At 62.9% G+C, this 15898-nt stretch carries 16 protein-coding genes; 7 read left to right on the forward strand and 9 right to left on the reverse strand.

Translation table 11 applies throughout. From position 1 onward, the window contains the following. Positions 1–10 precede the first annotated feature (10 nt). Both ACX5I4_RS15020 and ACX5I4_RS15025 read left to right on the forward strand, forming a co-directional pair. A complete protein-coding gene (locus ACX5I4_RS15020) occupies positions 11–658 on the forward strand; it encodes an amino acid ABC transporter permease (protein ID WP_461837349.1) in 648 nt (215 codons plus the stop codon). Beyond that, positions 655–1509, forward strand: a complete 855-nt coding sequence (locus tag ACX5I4_RS15025) for an amino acid ABC transporter permease (protein WP_461837350.1) — start codon at positions 655–657, stop codon at positions 1507–1509. Before ACX5I4_RS15020 ends, ACX5I4_RS15025 begins: the two co-directional genes overlap by 4 nt. Before the next feature lie 88 nt (positions 1510–1597). On the opposite strand, the gene dapE is transcribed toward ACX5I4_RS15025, so the two are convergent. Next, the gene (gene dapE, locus ACX5I4_RS15030) at positions 1598–2722 is read right to left on the reverse strand and encodes a succinyl-diaminopimelate desuccinylase (RefSeq protein WP_461837351.1); all 1125 of its coding nucleotides are present in this window, start codon (positions 2720–2722) and stop codon (positions 1598–1600) included. An 86-nt stretch (positions 2723–2808) separates the two neighbouring features. On the opposite strand from dapE, the gene dapD reads away from it, so the two are divergent. Together dapD and ACX5I4_RS15040 are read left to right on the forward strand one after the other, a co-directional pair. After that, positions 2809–3834, forward strand: coding sequence for a 2,3,4,5-tetrahydropyridine-2,6-dicarboxylate N-succinyltransferase (gene dapD / locus ACX5I4_RS15035; protein ID WP_461837352.1), 1026 nt, complete (start codon positions 2809–2811; stop codon positions 3832–3834). Between the two features lie 11 nt (positions 3835–3845). Beyond that, a complete protein-coding gene (locus tag ACX5I4_RS15040; protein ID WP_461837353.1) occupies positions 3846–4685 on the forward strand; it encodes a hypothetical protein in 840 nt (279 codons plus the stop codon). Between the two features lie 32 nt (positions 4686–4717). Here ACX5I4_RS15040 and ACX5I4_RS15045 read toward each other — a convergent pair whose 3' ends face one another. After that, positions 4718–5329: a hypothetical protein gene (locus tag ACX5I4_RS15045; RefSeq protein ID WP_461837354.1), complete on the reverse strand. Its 612-nt coding sequence runs from the start codon at positions 5327–5329 to the stop codon at positions 4718–4720. A 41-nt stretch (positions 5330–5370) separates the two neighbouring features. Then, entirely contained in the window at positions 5371–6018 is a 648-nt protein-coding gene (locus ACX5I4_RS15050) for a TetR/AcrR family transcriptional regulator (protein ID WP_461837355.1), read from the reverse strand. 114 nt (positions 6019–6132) lie between these two features. On the opposite strand from ACX5I4_RS15050, the gene galE reads away from it, so the two are divergent. Next, on the forward strand, positions 6133–7146 hold the full coding sequence (gene galE, locus ACX5I4_RS15055) for a UDP-glucose 4-epimerase GalE (protein ID WP_461837356.1): 1014 nt from the start codon (positions 6133–6135) through the stop codon (positions 7144–7146). Positions 7147–7272: 126 nt separating this feature from the next. Here the strand turns inward: galE and ACX5I4_RS15060 are convergent, their stop codons facing one another. The 3 genes from ACX5I4_RS15060 to fdxA all read right to left on the reverse strand — a co-directional run bounded on the left by ACX5I4_RS15060 (position 7273) and on the right by fdxA (position 10277). Beyond that, entirely contained in the window at positions 7273–8556 is a 1284-nt protein-coding gene (locus ACX5I4_RS15060; protein ID WP_461837357.1) for a citrate synthase, read from the reverse strand. A gap of 230 nt (positions 8557–8786) precedes the next feature. Beyond that, on the reverse strand, positions 8787–9935 hold the full coding sequence (dapC, locus tag ACX5I4_RS15065) for a succinyldiaminopimelate transaminase (protein WP_461838748.1): 1149 nt from the start codon (positions 9933–9935) through the stop codon (positions 8787–8789). Between the two features lie 15 nt (positions 9936–9950). Next, on the reverse strand, positions 9951–10277 hold the full coding sequence (fdxA, locus tag ACX5I4_RS15070; protein ID WP_018776555.1) for a ferredoxin: 327 nt from the start codon (positions 10275–10277) through the stop codon (positions 9951–9953). A 135-nt stretch (positions 10278–10412) separates the two neighbouring features. Between fdxA and ACX5I4_RS15075 the strand changes: the two genes are divergently transcribed. Then, positions 10413–10655, forward strand: coding sequence for a putative acetyltransferase (locus ACX5I4_RS15075; protein ID WP_461837358.1), 243 nt, complete (start codon positions 10413–10415; stop codon positions 10653–10655). A 110-nt stretch (positions 10656–10765) separates the two neighbouring features. Here ACX5I4_RS15075 and ACX5I4_RS15080 read toward each other — a convergent pair whose 3' ends face one another. Both ACX5I4_RS15080 and ACX5I4_RS15085 read right to left on the reverse strand, forming a co-directional pair. Next, a complete protein-coding gene (locus tag ACX5I4_RS15080) occupies positions 10766–11356 on the reverse strand; it encodes a type IV toxin-antitoxin system AbiEi family antitoxin domain-containing protein (protein WP_461837359.1) in 591 nt (196 codons plus the stop codon). A gap of 199 nt (positions 11357–11555) precedes the next feature. After that, positions 11556–12911 carry an MFS transporter gene (locus ACX5I4_RS15085; protein ID WP_461837360.1) on the reverse strand — a complete coding sequence of 452 codons (1356 nt, stop codon included), beginning with the start codon at positions 12909–12911 and terminating at the stop codon, positions 11556–11558. Between the two features lie 24 nt (positions 12912–12935). Here ACX5I4_RS15085 and ACX5I4_RS15090 point away from each other — a divergent pair, with 24 nt between their 5' ends. Next, positions 12936–13442, forward strand: coding sequence for an ArsR family transcriptional regulator (locus tag ACX5I4_RS15090; protein ID WP_461837361.1), 507 nt, complete (start codon positions 12936–12938; stop codon positions 13440–13442). Positions 13443–13865: 423 nt separating this feature from the next. Here ACX5I4_RS15090 and typA read toward each other — a convergent pair whose 3' ends face one another. Beyond that, complete coding sequence (gene typA, locus ACX5I4_RS15095) at positions 13866–15794, reverse strand: translational GTPase TypA (RefSeq protein WP_461837362.1); 1929 nt, start codon at positions 15792–15794, stop codon at positions 13866–13868. Positions 15795–15898 lie beyond the last annotated feature (104 nt).

The following is a 15898-nucleotide window of genomic DNA, read 5'->3' on the forward strand; positions in this document are numbered from 1 at the left end:
CGACCATTCTGTGAATACGCTGCTGAATAACTCGGACCTGTTCATTACAGGGTTCCGGAACACCCTCATACTTTTCTTCATCTCCGGGTTCTTTGCCCTGCTTCTGGGCACCGTGGTGGCAACACTGCGTGTTTCCCCCATCCCGGCCATGCGGGCTGCCGCCACCTTGTATATCAACGTAGTGCGCAACACCCCGTTGACGCTGGTCTTGTTTTTCTTCGCCCTTGGCTACCCGAAGCTCGGCCTCGTGGAAATTGATTTCATGACCGCGGCCACCATCGGCCTGAGCCTGTACACCGCTACCTACGTAGCGGAAGCCGTACGCTCCGGCATCAACACCGTGCCCGTGGGCCAGGCCGAAGCCGCCCGCGCCATTGGGCTACCGTTCACGCAAACCCTGACGCTGGTGATCCTCCCCCAGGCTTTCCGCGCCGTGATCCCGCCCATGTTCAGCGTGTTCATCGCATTGCTCAAGAACACCACCGTCGCGGCAGGTTTCTCGGTCTTCGAGGCAGGAGCCATTCGGTCAAACCTGTCCGAGCGCGGCGAACCTGCCATGGCCGGGCTCCTCTGGGTCGCACTGGTCTTTGTTCTACTCGTTTTCATCCTTTCCTTTGTGCAGCGAAAGCTTGAAAAGAAATGGAAGGTGGCCCGATGAGCTCAGTCCTCTTTGACGCCCCGGGGCCAAAGGCCCGCGCACGCTACCGGATTCTCGGTGTCGTGACTGCTTTGGTCATCATCGCGATCGTCGGATTCGTTGTTCTCCGCTTCGCGCAAAGCGGGCAGTTCGACGCGAAGAAGTGGCAATTGTTCACCTTCCCGCTGGTGCAGCAGACCATCATCCAGTCGGTAGGCGCCACGCTCTCGGCTTTTGCCACAGCTGCCGTCCTCAGCCTTGTACTGGGTGTTTTCCTGGCCTTCGGCAGGCTCTCCGATCGCAAGTGGATCAGTTTGCCCTGCTACGGGTTCACGGAACTCTTCCGTGCCATTCCGCTGCTGATCCTCATGATGATCTTCTACTACGGATTGCCTCCACTAGGCGTCCAGGGGATCACGCCCTTCACGGCGGTTGTTGCCGGCCTGGTGCTCTACAACGGATCAGTACTGGCAGAAGTATTCCGCGCCGGTATCGAATCGCTCCCCCGTGGACAGAGCGAGGCCGGCTACGCAATCGGCTTGCCCAAGAGCGCGGTCATGACGAACATCCTGCTGCCCCAGGCGGTTCGCTCGATGCTCCCGGTGATCATTTCCCAGCTCGTGGTCATTCTCAAGGACACCGCGTTGGGCTTCATCGTGACCTACAACGAGATCCTCTTCCAAGCCAAGTACTTCGGAAGCCAGGCCCAATACGGTTCGCCCATCATTCCGTCCGCGATCATCGCTGGCGTGCTGTACGTCGGCATGTGCCTGATCCTGGCGGGAATCGCCAAATGGCTTGAAGGCCGGATGCGCCGCAACCTCAAAGTGGTGAAGGTCGCAAAGTCGGAAATTGTGGCAGTCGAGGGCTGACAGCAGAGCCATGCCGCAATAATCGGTAGCCACAACGTGGAGGGTCCGCAAGCATCGGCTTGCGGACCCTCCACGTTTCTTGTGGGAGTCAGTCGGCCAGCCACGACCGCAGTGCGCGGAGGCACTCACGGATCGCATCGGCGTCGACGTGTTCATTGTCCTTATGGGCCAGCAAAGGATCGCCCGGGCCGAAGTTGACGGCGGGGACGCCGAGTTCACTGAAGCGCGCGACGTCGGTCCAACCGTATTTGGGCTTGGGTTCCGCGCCCACGGCGGCAACGAAGGACGCGGCGGCCGGGTGGTTGAGGCCAGGCCGCGCCCCGGCGGCTGCATCGGTGCGGACGACGTCGAAGCCCTCCAACAGTTCGCGGACATGGGCTTCTGCCTGGTCCGGGGTCTTGTCCGGCGCGAAGCGGTAGTTGATCTCCACCACGCAGCGGTCCGGGATGACATTGCCCGCGGTACCGCCCTTGATCTTCACGGCGTTGAGGCTTTCCCGGTAGTCCAGACCGTCCACGTTGACGGTGCGTGGTTCATACGCTGCCAAGCGGCTCAGGATGGGTGCGGCAGCGTGGATGGCATTGCTGCCCATCCACGCCCGGGCCGAGTGGGCCGCCTCCCCCACGGTGGTGGCTTCGAAGCGGCTGGTGCCGTTGCAGCCACCTTCCACCGTGCCGTCGGTGGGTTCGAGCAGGATCGCGAAGTCACCCTCCAGAAGATGGCCGTGGTTCCGGACCAATCGGCCCAGGCCGCTCTTGGCCGCTTCCACTTCCTCATGGTCATAGAAGACGAAGGTGACGTCCTTGCCCGGCTCGGCACCGCCGTCAAACATGGTTGCGGCGAGCGCAAGCTGCACTGCGACTCCGCCCTTCATGTCCGTGGCTCCACGTCCATACAGGATTCCGGTACCCGGGACCCCGGACTCCCATGTGGAGGGCACAGTGCCAAGTGAGCCTTCCACGGTGGGCAACGGCACGGTATCGAGGTGGCCGGCCAAGATCACCCGCTCCGGGCGTCCCAGTTCAGTCCGGGCAATGATGGCGTCGCCGTCGCGCACGAGCTGCAGGCCGGGGATCGTACGAAGCGCGGACTCGACGGCGTCTGCCAGCGGGGCTTCGTTGCCGGACACGCTGTTGATGTCCATGAGCGCGGCGGTCAGCAATGCCACGTCCTGCCGGATGTCAAGAAGAATTGGAGTGGTTTCAACGGTCACCTGTCCACTGTATCCCGAGCGAATTGCGACCCCCTCGGTCCACACACGGTTTCAAGGGAACCAGCGGCTCTCGATAGACTTGCGCCATGACTGAAACCGCTGCCTCTGCCGCGCTCGATAGCGCTTCCGCAAACCATCGTTCCGCCTACGGCTTTGGCCTGGCCACCATCGCCAGCTCCGACGCCGGAGAAGCGACAGTGCTGGACGTGTGGTTTCCGGCACCGGCCCTGGGCGTAGCGGCTGAATCCCTGCGTTCCGTGGAGCACGCAGACGAATCGCTGACCGCGCTTGCAGCCGACAGCCACGACGCCGACCGCGGGACCGAACAGAAGGTAGTCTTCGCCCAGATCAACCTCGACGAGGCCCCCGCGGACACCGTTGACGCCTACCTGCGCCTGCACTTGCTTTCGCACCGTTTGGTCAAGCCCAACAGCATCAATTTGGATGGCATCTTCGGCAAGCTCCCCAACGTTGTATGGACAAACTTCGGCCCCGCCGCCGTGAACGGCTTTGAACTGACCCGCGCCCGCCTGCGCAAGCGCGGCGCAGTCACGGTCTACGGAGTGGACAAGTTCCCCCGCATGGTGGACTACGTCATTCCCACCGGTGTCAGGATCGCCGACGCCGACCGCGTCCGCTTGGGTGCCTACCTCTCCGAAGGTACCACGGTCATGCACGAAGGCTTCGTGAACTTCAACGCCGGCACGCTCGGCACCTCCATGGTGGAAGGACGCATCTCTGCAGGCGTTGTTGCCGGCGACGGCACCGATGTCGGCGGCGGCGCATCCATCATGGGCACCCTCTCCGGTGGCGGCAAGGAAAAGATTGCCCTGGGTGAGCGCGTTCTCCTGGGCGCCAACTCCGGTGTGGGCATCAGCATCGGCGATGACTCCGTGGTTGAAGCCGGCCTCTATGTCACGGCCGGAACCCGCGTGCGCATCCCGGGCCCGAAGGACGCCAACGGCGAGGACACCAGCAGCATTATCAAGGCTGTGGAACTCTCCGGTGTGCCGAACCTGTTGTTCCGCCGCAACTCCACCACCGGTGAGGTCGAGGTGCTCCCCCGCAAGGGCCAGACGGTGGAACTCAACGAAGCCCTCCACGCAAACTAGCTGATACCTGGATGCGCCGTGTCCGACGCACCATCATCTTGTTGTTGGCCCTCGCCCTGGTGGCTGGCGCCTTCTACGCCGTGGTGACTGTACTGCAGCGCTCCGAAACCTTGGTTACGGAGCGCTGCATCGCCGTCGTCGGCTCAGATTCATACGAGTTGGCGACCGACCAGGCGGCGAATGCCGCCCTCATCGCCGCCATTTCCGTGCAGCGAGGGCTGCCCCCGCGCGCGGCCACGATCGCACTGGCCACGGCCATGCAGGAGTCCAAGCTGCGGAACATCGGCCATGGCGACGAGGTCGGCCCTGACTCGAGGGGCCTCTTCCAGCAACGTCCGTCCCAGGGCTGGGGAACCGAGGCCCAGGTCATGGACCCTGTGTATGCGACAAACGCTTTCTATGACCACTTGGTGAAGATCTCCGGCTACGAGACCATGGCGATCACCGAGGCAGCTCAGGCGGTCCAGCATTCCGCATTCCCCCAGGCCTATGCGCAGCACGAAGCAATGGGACGAGCCTACGCTTCTGCGCTCACCGGACATTCCGAACGGGCGCTGGACTGCACGCTCCGTCCCGCGGACTCCGCCGGTGATCCCAACTCTGTTGTGGATGCCATGACGACGGCGTTCGGCCCCCTACCGGCCGTGGCCCAGGGCCGCACGGTCCAGCTGAACGTCACCGGTCCGCAGGCGTGGGCCGTGGCTCAGTGGGCAGTGGCCAATGCCAAAGCACTCTCTGTGACGCAGGTGGATGTGGCGGGAGCCACCTGGAACAGGCAGGACCGCAAGGGCTGGCAGGATTCTGCCAGGTCGGGACCTGTGACCATCACGGTTTCTGCTCCGAAAACGTAGTCTTGGGTGGTGCCTGGCGTCGTCGCCCCGCGTCAGACCAGGAGTTCCACCACAGGCTGGACGTAGCTTCGGAAGACGTCCGGCTGGGACAACAGCTGGTGGCTCATGATCATCTTGTCCGGTTCCAAGTACCAGGCCCTTGGCTCGCTGAGAGGTAGCTCGATAATCGTCAGCTCGAAGTCCCTGGAGCTCCGGCCTACTTCCAACAGGCGGTCCTCCACCATGTCCCCCAGGAGCAGCATGGCACCGCTGGCTATGCGTTCCGCTTCGAGCTTTTCGTACTCTTCGACGCGTTCACGCGCCCAGCTCAGGGCCGCGCCGAAGTGGGCCTGCAGCACCCGGCGAAGTGCCGGCGAGTTGCCGAATGCATTGAAGCCAGGTGGTGAGAGCTCCGGGGCTGCGTCCGGATACTCCCTCAGCAACTGCTCCCACCAGGCTTCCCACTCAGTCTTGAGGGCCTGCACACCTCCTACTTCGGCCGTGAGGTGCGTGTGATCCGCGTGTCTGACTTTGGGTGTGGCGTGGGACAGCGTCGGCGTACCGGCTCCGTCCAATCCAGCAACGTCTCTCAGATACAAGGCAATGAGCATCGGTCCGGAGGTGTCCATTGTGATCCGCCACCCCTGACCGCCTGTGTCATGCATCCGATTGCCTCCCTTGGCAGGTGCCCACTCAGGGTTCCAGTCTATTCCCGTTGAGCCGCGACGTTAACGGTTGGACGGGAGGCAACCAAGGTGTCCAGATGCGCGGTCAGGACGTCTCGGCAGACCTCGAAAGTCATCCACTCAGGCTGCAACAGGGCGTGCATGCACAGTCCGTTGAGAGTGGCCAAGAGCCGCTCGGCCTCCGTCACGAGACGTTCCTGGCCGGTCCCGCCGTCGGGCATCAAGCGCATCACCAAACGCCCGACGACGGCGGCCACAGCACGGTGGCTGCGTGCGGCCTCTTCCTCGAGCACGGGCCTGATCCGGGCCGCGTGGCGGAACGCCATCCACACGCAAGCATCCACGGCGAGTTCCTCGTCAAGGGGCAGGAATTGACCCAGCAGGGTTAACACGGCATCGTCGTGTTCCGCTGAGGCTTGGTCCAAGGATTCGACCACCGCGAACGCTTCCTCGAGCCGTGTGGCGATCCGGTCGATGACTACGGCGAAGGAATGGACCAGCAGTTCGTCGCTGCTGGCGAAGTAGTGACGGACTGAACCGACGGCAAGTCCGGCCTCATCAGCGACCTCCCGCAAGGAGGCACGCTCCAGGCCATCAGAGGCGATGATCCGGAAGACAGCTTCGACTACTTCCTGGCGCCGGGCTTCGGCATCAACAATCTTGGGCACAGATCTTTTTAGCACAAATGTGCTTGAACCTTGCCGTCCGGCGCACGGGAATGCAGGACTGTGGCCTACGCAACACTCAGCGGGCACCGACCAATTTCGGCTAGCGTTGCTTGCATGAGAATTCTTGTCACGGGTGGCACCGGCTACATCGGATCACACACCGTCCTTTCCCTGTTGGAAACCGGACACGAAGTGGTCGTGGTGGACAACCTTGTGAACTCAAGCGAAGAATCCCTGCGCCGCGTTGGTGAACTTGCAGGCAAGACGGCAGCGTTCCATCAAGTGGACCTCGTTGACGAGGCCGCGCTTGAGTCGGTGTTCGATCAACACAGCATCGACGCGGTGATCCATTTCGCCGGCCTCAAAGCTGTTGGCGAATCCGTCCAGGAGCCCCTGAACTACTACTACAACAACATCGTTGGCACGCTGAACCTGCTCCGCGCCATGGACAAGCACGGAGTCCGTTCCATCGTCTTCAGCTCCTCGGCAACCGTGTACGGCGAGCACAACCCCATCCCCTACGTTGAAAAGATGGAGATCGGGGCCAACAACCCCTACGGCCGCACCAAGGAACAGATCGAGGACGTCCTCACGGACCTCGGCGCCGCGGACGAGCGCTGGCACATCGCCTTGCTGCGCTACTTCAACCCGGTGGGCGCACACCCTTCAGGCAGGATCGGCGAGGACCCACAGGGCATCCCGAACAACCTGGTCCCCTACATCGCCCAGGTTGCCGTCGGCCGCCGCGAAAAGCTCATGGTCTTCGGCGGAGACTACGACACCCCGGACGGCACTTGCCTGCGGGACTACATCCACGTCGTCGACCTTGCCGATGGCCACGTCGCCGCCCTGGACTACGTTGCGGCCCGTCCGGGCGTGCACCGCTGGAACCTTGGCTCCGGGAAGGGCACCTCCGTACTGGAGATGCTCCACGCCTTCGAACAGGCCGTGGGCCACACGCTCCCGTACGAGATCACGGGACGCCGCGCTGGAGACTTGCCTGCGTTCTGGGCCGACGCTTCCTCGGCTTTGGCGGACCTCGGCTGGTCCACCACGAAGACCGTGGACCAAATGTGCGAAGACCACTGGCGCTGGCAAAAGAACAACCCCCTCGGCTACAGCTCTTAAAGCAACGCGGGGTCACTTACGGCCCATGTTGTCCCTCGGGACGGGCCGTAAGTGACCCCGCGTTGGCAGGGCCCACACCGGCGAGGGACCCGGGCCGAGCTTGCGAGGCCTGGGAGCCGGTGGGGACTAGACCGCCGGGTAGTCGCGTTCCGGTTCCCCTGTGTAGAGCTGCCGCGGACGGCCGATCTTCGTCTGGGGATCGTTGATCATTTCGCGCCACTGGGCGATCCAGCCGGGGAGACGGCCGATCGCGAACAGCACGGTGAACATCTTCTCCGGGAAGCCCATGGCCTTGTAGATGAGTCCCGTGTAGAAGTCCACGTTCGGGTAGAGCTTGCGCTGGATGAAGTAATCGTCGGCAAGGGCCTTCTCTTCGAGGCGCATGGCGATATCCAGGAGTTCGTCGTTGCCGCCGAGCTTGCCCAGAATCTCGTGTGCCGTCGCCTTGATGATCTTCGCGCGGGGATCGTAGTTCTTGTAGACCCGGTGCCCGAAGCCCATGAGCCGGACGCCGTCTTCCTTGTTCTTGACCTTCTCCATGTAGTCCTCGGGCTTGACACCGTCGGCTTGGATCTGGCGCAGCATCTTCAGCACGGCTTCATTGGCGCCACCGTGGGCGGGACCGAAGAGGGCGTTGATGCCTGCGGAAACTGAAGCGAACAGGTTCGCGTTCGAGGAGCCCACCAGGCGGACGGTGGACGTCGAGCAGTTTTGCTCGTGGTCTGCGTGCAGGATGAGCAGGAGGTCCAGCGCCTTGACGACGACGGGATCCAGCTCGTACTGCTCTGCCGGCAGGCCAAAGCTCAAGCGCAGGAAGTTCTCCACGAGGTTCATGGAGTTGTCCGGGTACAGCATGGGCTGGCCGATGGACTTCTTGTGGGCGTAGGCCGCGATAACCGGGAGCTTCGCCATGAGACGGATGGTGGAAACTTCCACGTGCTCCGGGTTGAACGGGTCCAGGGAGTCCTGGTAGAACGTGGACAAGGCGGAGACGGCCGAGGACAAGACGGGCATCGGGTGTGCGTCCCGCGGGAAGCCGCCGAAGAAGCCCTTGAGCTCTTCGTGGAGCAGCGTGTGGTGGCGGATGCGCTGGTCAAAGGCATCCAGTTCAGTGGGCGTGGGCAGGTTGCCGTAGATCAGCAGGTAGGAAACTTCCAGGAAGCTGGAGTGCTGGGCAAGCTGCTCGATCGGGTAGCCGCGGTAGCGCAGGATACCGGCGTCGCCATCGATGTATGTGATTGCCGACGTAGTAGCGGCGGTATTCATGAAGCCGGGGTCATAGGCGACGGCGCCCGTCTGCTTCAGCAGCTTGGAAACGTCGTATCCTTCGTTCCCTTCTACAACCTTGATCCGCGGGAGCTCGAGCTCTCCGCCGGCATGGCGCAGGGTAGCGCTGGTGGTCTCAGTCATGGAGTCCCCTTCATGAGGCTCTTGGCCTCGGTCGAAAGCTTGATCCAACCAACATCTGGTGACTCCAGCCAGGAGTCTGCAGGTGCAGACACCATCGGCCGAACTGCCTTCGTGGAGAAAGCCACCATTGATAGTCAGTTAAAAGCTACCGCCAGTAAGCGGGACAAACTAATCCACAAGCTACGGTTACTGGCGGAATGACGCGCCCTGTGCGGCAAGTCACATCATTGTTACCGTGCGGTGTTCAAGCGTTCCACGGCCGCGTCGATGCGTTCGTCCGTGCCCGTGAGCGCCACCCGGATGAAGCCGTTCCCGGCGTCACCATAGAACACGCCGGGTCCGACGACGATGCCCAGCTCCGCGAAACGCTGCACGGTGTCCCACGTCGCCTCCCCTGCGGTAGACCACAGGTACAGGCCCGCTTTGGACTCGTGGATCTCCAACCCGAAGTTCTGCAGTGCTGGCAGGAGGCGCTCGCGTCGGCCGCGGTAGAGATCTTTTTGGGCCAGCACGTGGCGGGCATCGCCGAGCGCGATGCGCATGGCTTCCTGAACCGGGAAAGGCACGATCATGCCTGCGTGCTTGCGGCTGTTGACCAGATTGGCCACGATCGACGAGTCGCCGGCGACGAATGCCGCGCGGTAGCCGGCGAGGTTCGACTGCTTGCTGAGGGAGTAGACGCACAACAGGCCGTCCGTCGACCCTCCCGTGACACGCGGGTCAAGGATGCTCGGCACTGCCTCGCCACCACGCTGGGCATCCCATTCGCCCCAGCCGAGCTCGGCATAGCATTCATCCGACGCCACGACCGCGCCAATCTCGCGCGCCTGGGCCACGATCTGCCGGAGGGACTCGACGTCACGGACGCTGCCCGTGGGATTGCCTGGGGAATTGATCCAGATGAGCCGGACCCTGGAGCGGGTGGCTGAGTCCAATTCGTCCAGGCTGTCCGCGGCGATAGCAGTGGCCCCGGCGAGCATGGCGCCGATGTCGTAGGTCGGGTAAGCCACCGTGGGGCGGACGACGACGTCCCCTGCGCTGAGTCCCAGCAGGAACGGCAGCCACGCCACCAGTTCCTTGGAGCCGACCGTGGGCAGAACATCCCGGGGGTCGATCCCAGGGACTCCACGTCGGGTGGCGAACCACGTGGACACAGCCTCGCGAAGAGCTTCCGTGCCATGGACAGTCGGGTACCCATGAGCATCCGCGGCCCCGGCGAGAGCCTCGCGAACGAGCTCCGGCGCGGGATCCACGGGGGTGCCGATGGAGAGATTGACTGCCCCGCCCGGGTGTTCTGAAGCCTTGGCCACGTACGGCGCCATCGCTTCCCAAGGGTAGTCGGGCAGGTTGAGGCCGAAAGCGGGGGCCGCAGAAATCAAAGGAAGCAACCGTTCTTAGTGGTCTTGGTTCTGAGGAGGCAGCGCGGCGATGAAGGGGTGGTCCTTGCCGGTGTTGCCAATCTTGGCAGCTCCACCCGGAGACCCGAGATCATCGAAGAACTCGACGTTGGCCTTGTAGTAGTCCGCCCATTCCTCCGGAGTGTCGTCCTCGTAGTAGATCGCTTCCACCGGGCACACGGGTTCGCAAGCGCCACAGTCCACGCACTCATCCGGGTGGATATACAAGGAACGTTCGCCTTCGTAGATGCAGTCAACAGGGCATTCTTCAATACACGCCTTGTCCTTGACGTCCACACACGGCTGCGCGATTACGTAGGTCACGTCCCTTGCCTCTCCACAGTTGTCCCGGACATCTCCGGGTAGTACCACCGGCCCTGTGGCCGGTACATCGAATTCTGACCCTATTATCCACCAGCCTGAACTCACCAACCTAGCCGGGCGTCTTACTATGAACTGGTGAATTCGCCCCGGCCCCAGGACTTCCTGCTCAACACCGCCTCCGGAACACGGGTAGTTGTCCGATACAGGGTGGATGGCGGCTTCACTGATGCCCTGGGCTACTTGCTCTCCGTCACCGATGCTGCGTGCACCATCCGCACCCGCCAGTCCGACGTCGAGATCCCCCTGGCGCTTGTGGTGGCAGCAAAAGAGGTTCCCCCTCCGCCGCCGCGCCGCAACCCCCGCACCGCCCCGCGGTAGGCGCACTCCCCCTCCTCCCCCACCCACCGGACATGCCCTCGCCTCCCCCACCCTCCGGACATGCCCCCTCCCTGCTCGAACCACTGGACATAATGGCAATATGCCCATTCCTAGCTTTCTGCAACGAGCATGTCCCTTGGCGACGCGGGCCGTAGCGAGGGACATGTCCATCTTTGGTCGCTAGCGGGGCGCATGTCCCTTCGGTCGCGGATGAAGGTTAGCGCGCTTCGCCCGCTCACGCCGCCTGCACCGTCGGTTTCAATCCCCAGCCTTCCGTCCACCATCAGGTCCAGATGCCCCATACCGGGAATGTTTACCTGCGATTCAACGTGAAAGCCTGCTTCCCGCAGGAGGTACCTGGCGACGCATTCGATAATCGACTGTGACTGCGGAACTATTCGTGACACCAGTCTTCGCTCCCGTGCGTCATTCCGCCCATTGAGCCTCATCCTGAGAGTCGTGAGTTGAAGCCTGCCAAGAACCACCGCAGCGGAAACACACGCAGGTTCGGACGGAAGGGACCGGATCCCGAGCAACGTGGGATTGGCGCCCGGCATCGCATAGACCCCGCGTGACACGCGGAGAATGCGTCCGCTCGCCAACGCGGATTTCAGCTGGAAATGCGAAACCCCAGCCGCAGCCAAATGCTTAGCCCGGGCCACACCGTCGTACGCTGACATGACTTCATTGATGTTCACCATGCGCCCAATCGTCTCGGGGAAGCCTGAGGCACGGAAGCGCCAACATTGGCTATGTGGAGAACTTCCAGTCCAACCTTGGAATCAAACGTTGGACATGTGCCATCTTCTCCGCTGAGCATGCGCCGTGCTTGTGCCAAGGAATGCGCATGATGCCACTATGTCCATCGCTGGGAGCCAAGGCTGGGCATGTCCCGAGGGGTCAGGGGCCCTGAACCTCGACCGGCAGCCTGCGCATTCCCCGCAGTGTCGAGAACAACACTGGTGCAACACAGAGCATGCTCCCGGCCACGCCGGTCCAGAGCGTCGGGGCCAGTCCAAGCCTTTCAGCAAGCAGGCCTGAAGCAATGGCCGCGATTGGCATGACGCCCCACACGACGAACCGGATGGACGCATTCATGCGCCCCAGGAGGCGAGGCGGGCAGATGCGCTGCCGCATGCTGAGCTGCATGATGTTGTACACCAGGACTCCGAAGGCGAAGCCGAACTCGGAGACGATGAGCATCATCAGGGAGATCCATCGTTCGGGAGCCAGTACCGACAACGGCACCAGGACGAGGAAAAGAGAGCTGATGATCGACGCCGCCGGAATGACCGTCCCCTCTCCGATCCACGCCGCGAGCCTCGGCGCGGTGACTGCCCCGATCAGCCCGCCCATGGCTCCCACCGCCATAATGAGGCCCATGCCTTGCGGACCCAGTCCCAGCTCCCTCAGCACGAGTACGGGCATCAACGTAAAGGCGATCGTGGTGAAAAAGTTCACCCCGCCCGTGCAGGCCGCGATCCTGCTGATCAATGGATGCTTGACCATAAAGACAAGGCCTTCCTTGATCTCCCTTGCCAGCGGTTGGCGGTCCTTGGCCGGCACAGGCCGTTCGGCATCCCGTGTCCTGAACAAGAAAACGGCGGACAGCAGATAGCCGGCGGCCTCCCCAACGAACAGGACCGGGGCAGACACGAGAGCCAGCAGCGCACCACCCGCAGCAGGTCCGCCAATGCGCGCAATCTGGGAGGTGGCTTCCAACTTGGAATTGGCCTGCGGCACTTTCGCGGCATCCACGAGCACAGGTACGTAGCTCTGATAAGAGACATCGAAGAAGACGGTTGCAGCCCCGACGACGGCCGCTACGGCGTACAAGTGCCAGATATGCAGGATGCCTGCCCACCAAAGGAGAGGCACCGTTGCCATCGCCGCGGTCCGGACCAGGTCCGCCACAATCATGGTGCGGCGCTTCAACCAACGGTCCACCCACGCTCCGGCCGGCAAGCCGATCAGCAGGAAGGCCGCCAGGCTGGCAGCGTTGAGCGCGCCGACTTCGAACTCGCTGGCCCCCAGCAAAGACACAGCGAGGACCGGGAAAGCGAGTTGCCCCAGTTGCGCACCTAGCTGGCTGACGGCCTGGCCAGACCAGAACGTGGTGAAATTCCGATCCCGCCAGAGCGAGGCCGCTTGTTGGGCAGCGTCAGTTTGTTGGGCTGTGTCAGCTTGCTGAGCGTTGTCAGTGGTCCCGGCATTCACCCGCCCAGCATCCTGCAGTGATTGAAATATGTCAATCACTGCAGGATGGCTACACTGGCCACCATGACGGAACAAGAGCGGGCCGACAACGATCTGGTGGCCAAGGGACGCGCCCTGAGTTCGCCGCTTCGCCTGCGGATTCTCCGGCTCTGTCTCCACCATGCGCGCACCAACAAAGAGATTGCCGGGCTGCTGGACATCAATCCGGCTTCGAGCCTCCACCATGTCCGGACCCTGGTCCGCACCGGGTTTCTTGTGCCGCTGGAAGGCCGGAGGGGAAAGCGGGGCGCCAAGGAAGTGCCGTACATCGCCACCCGAACGTCGTGGAGCACCCCTGTCGACGATATTTCCCCCGTCCTGATCGAAACTTTCGTCCAGGAAACCCGCGGGCTCGCCCCGGAGGATATCGATGTCTGGCGGCTTGGCGTGAAGTTCAATGCCGCGCGCCAACAGGAAATGATGGGCAAGCTGAGGGCAGTCGTCGAGGAGTATATGCGTCTTCCGGCGGACGACGACGGCGAGGCCACCTCACTCTTGATCGCCCACCACCGGGATCCAAGCGCGGACTAGTCAGCCGCGCGGCGGACGCCTATAGCGCCGGCACCACAAGAGCATCACGAAAGTCACGCCCGCACTGCCATAGACCCACACATTTCCCGGCACGTCTGCGACGATCAGCTGCTTACCCGTTCCGGCAGCCGACAACAGGCCAACCGCCACATAACAGGCAATCCCGGCCACCGCTGTCGGGAGCAAAGACCGCGACCACGCGCCCAGCCAGAGCTGCAACGAACCGAGCAGGAGCAGTGCCGCGGCAGCACCCCAGTAAACGTCGACGCCGGCAACAAGGAGCGTCTGCCGGTGCAGTGCGGTGCCCGCCAGGGCAGCAAAAGAGCCACCGGAACAGCTACGGCAATGCCGCGTGCTGCTCCGGTGGCTCCCTTATTCACTACGTCAATCCGTTCGATGCGTCAGTCCGCAAACTACTTGGGATCAGACCTTGGCGCGGGCCCGCGTGGCCTTGGCGCGCTCGTTGGCATCCAGGATCACCTTGCGGATGCGAATGGATTCCGGGGTGACCTCGACGCACTCGTCTTCGCGGGCGAACTCGAGGGACTCTTCGAGGGTCAGGTCGCGCGGCGGCGTCAGGTTCTCGAAGGTGTCGGAGGAAGCGGCACGCATGTTGGTGAGCTTCTTTTCCTTCGTGATGTTGACGTCCATGTCGTCGGCGCGGGAGTTCTCGCCCACGATCATGCCTTCGTAGACCTCGGACGTGGGCTTCACGAAGAAGGATCCACGTTCCTGCAGGTTAATCATGGCGAACGGGGTGACGACGCCGGCGCGGTCAGCAACCATCGAACCATTGGTGCGGTATTCGATGGGGCCGGCCCACGGCTCGTAGCCCTCCGAGATGGAGGAAGCGATGCCGGCACCACGGGTGTCAGTGAGGAACTTGGTGCGGAAGCCGATGAGGCCACGTGCCGGAACGATGAATTCCATGCGGCACCAGCCCGTGCCGTGGTTGGCCATGTTGGTCATGCGGCCCTTGCGGGCGGCCATGAGCTGCGTGACTGCACCGAGGTATTCTTCGGGCACGTCGATGGTCATGTGTTCCATCGGCTCGTGGATCTTGCCGTCGATGGTCCGGGTGACAACCTGCGGCTTGCCGACCGTCAGTTCGAAGCCTTCGCGTCGCATCTGCTCCACGAGGATGGCCAGCGCGAGTTCGCCACGGCCCTGGACTTCCCAAGCGTCCGGACGCTCGGTGGGCAGAACCTTGATGGAGACGTTACCGATCAGTTCCTTGTCCAGGCGGTCCTTCACCTGGCGGGCCGTGACCTTGGCACCCTTGACCTTGCCGGCCAGCGGAGAGGTGTTGATACCGATGGTCATGGAGATCGCGGGGTCATCCACCGTGATGAGCGGCAGCGGCTGCGGGTTCTCGGCGTCGGTCAGGGTCTCACCGATGGTGATCTCCTCGATACCGGCAACGGCCACAATCTCACCCGGGCCGGCGGACTCTGCCGGAACGCGATCCAGGGCCTTGGTGGCCAGGAGCTCAGTGATCTTGACGTTCTTCAGTTCGCCGTTGGCACGGGCCCAGGCCACGGTCTGGCCCTTGCGGAGGGTGCCGTTGTAGATGCGCAGCAGTGCGAGGCGGCCAAGGAACGGGGAGGCGTCCAGGTTGGTGACGTGCGCCTGCAGGACACCGTTCGGGTTGTAGGTCGGAGCCGGGATGTGCTCGATGATCGTCTTGAACAGGGGTTCGAGATCTTCGTTCTCCGGTGCCGATCCGTCAGCAGGCTGTTCCAGGGAGGCGCGGCCAACCTTGGCTGCGGCGTAAACCACGGGAACTTCCAGGATCTTGTCCAGGTCGAGGTCCGGAACTTCGTCCGCGAGGTCCGAGGCCAGGCCCAGGAGCAGGTCCATGGATTCGTGGACAACTTCTTCGATGCGGGCGTCAGGGCGGTCGGTCTTGTTGACCAGCAGGATGACGGGAAGGTGCGCGGCGAGGGCCTTGCGGAGCACAAAGCGGGTCTGCGGCAGCGGACCCTCGGAAGCGTCAACCAGGAGGACAACGCCGTCAACCATGGACAGGCCGCGCTCCACCTCGCCACCGAAGTCGGCGTGGCCGGGGGTGTCGATCACGTTGATGGTGATGGTCTCGCCATGGGAGGACGGGCCGTTGTAGGCAACCGTGGTGTTCTTGGCAAGGATCGTGATGCCCTTTTCGCGCTCCAGGTCACCGGAGTCCATGACGCGGTCTTCCAGGTGGTTGTGCTCGGCGAAGGAGTTGGTCTGCTTGAGCATGGCGTCGACCAGGGTGGTCTTGCCGTGGTCAACGTGGGCCACAATCGCGACGTTGCGCAGATCACTGCGCGATGCAGTGGCCGCGGCGGTGTTGGTGGTGGTTTCAGACATGCGTAATGGCTCGATTCAGTGGTGAAGTCAGCTGTTGTATCGCGACATTTCCAACCGGAACGCACGACGGATTAGACCCTTTGACACAGGGCACCTTCATAGAG

The organism is Arthrobacter sp. MMS24-S77 (assembly GCF_054888235.1).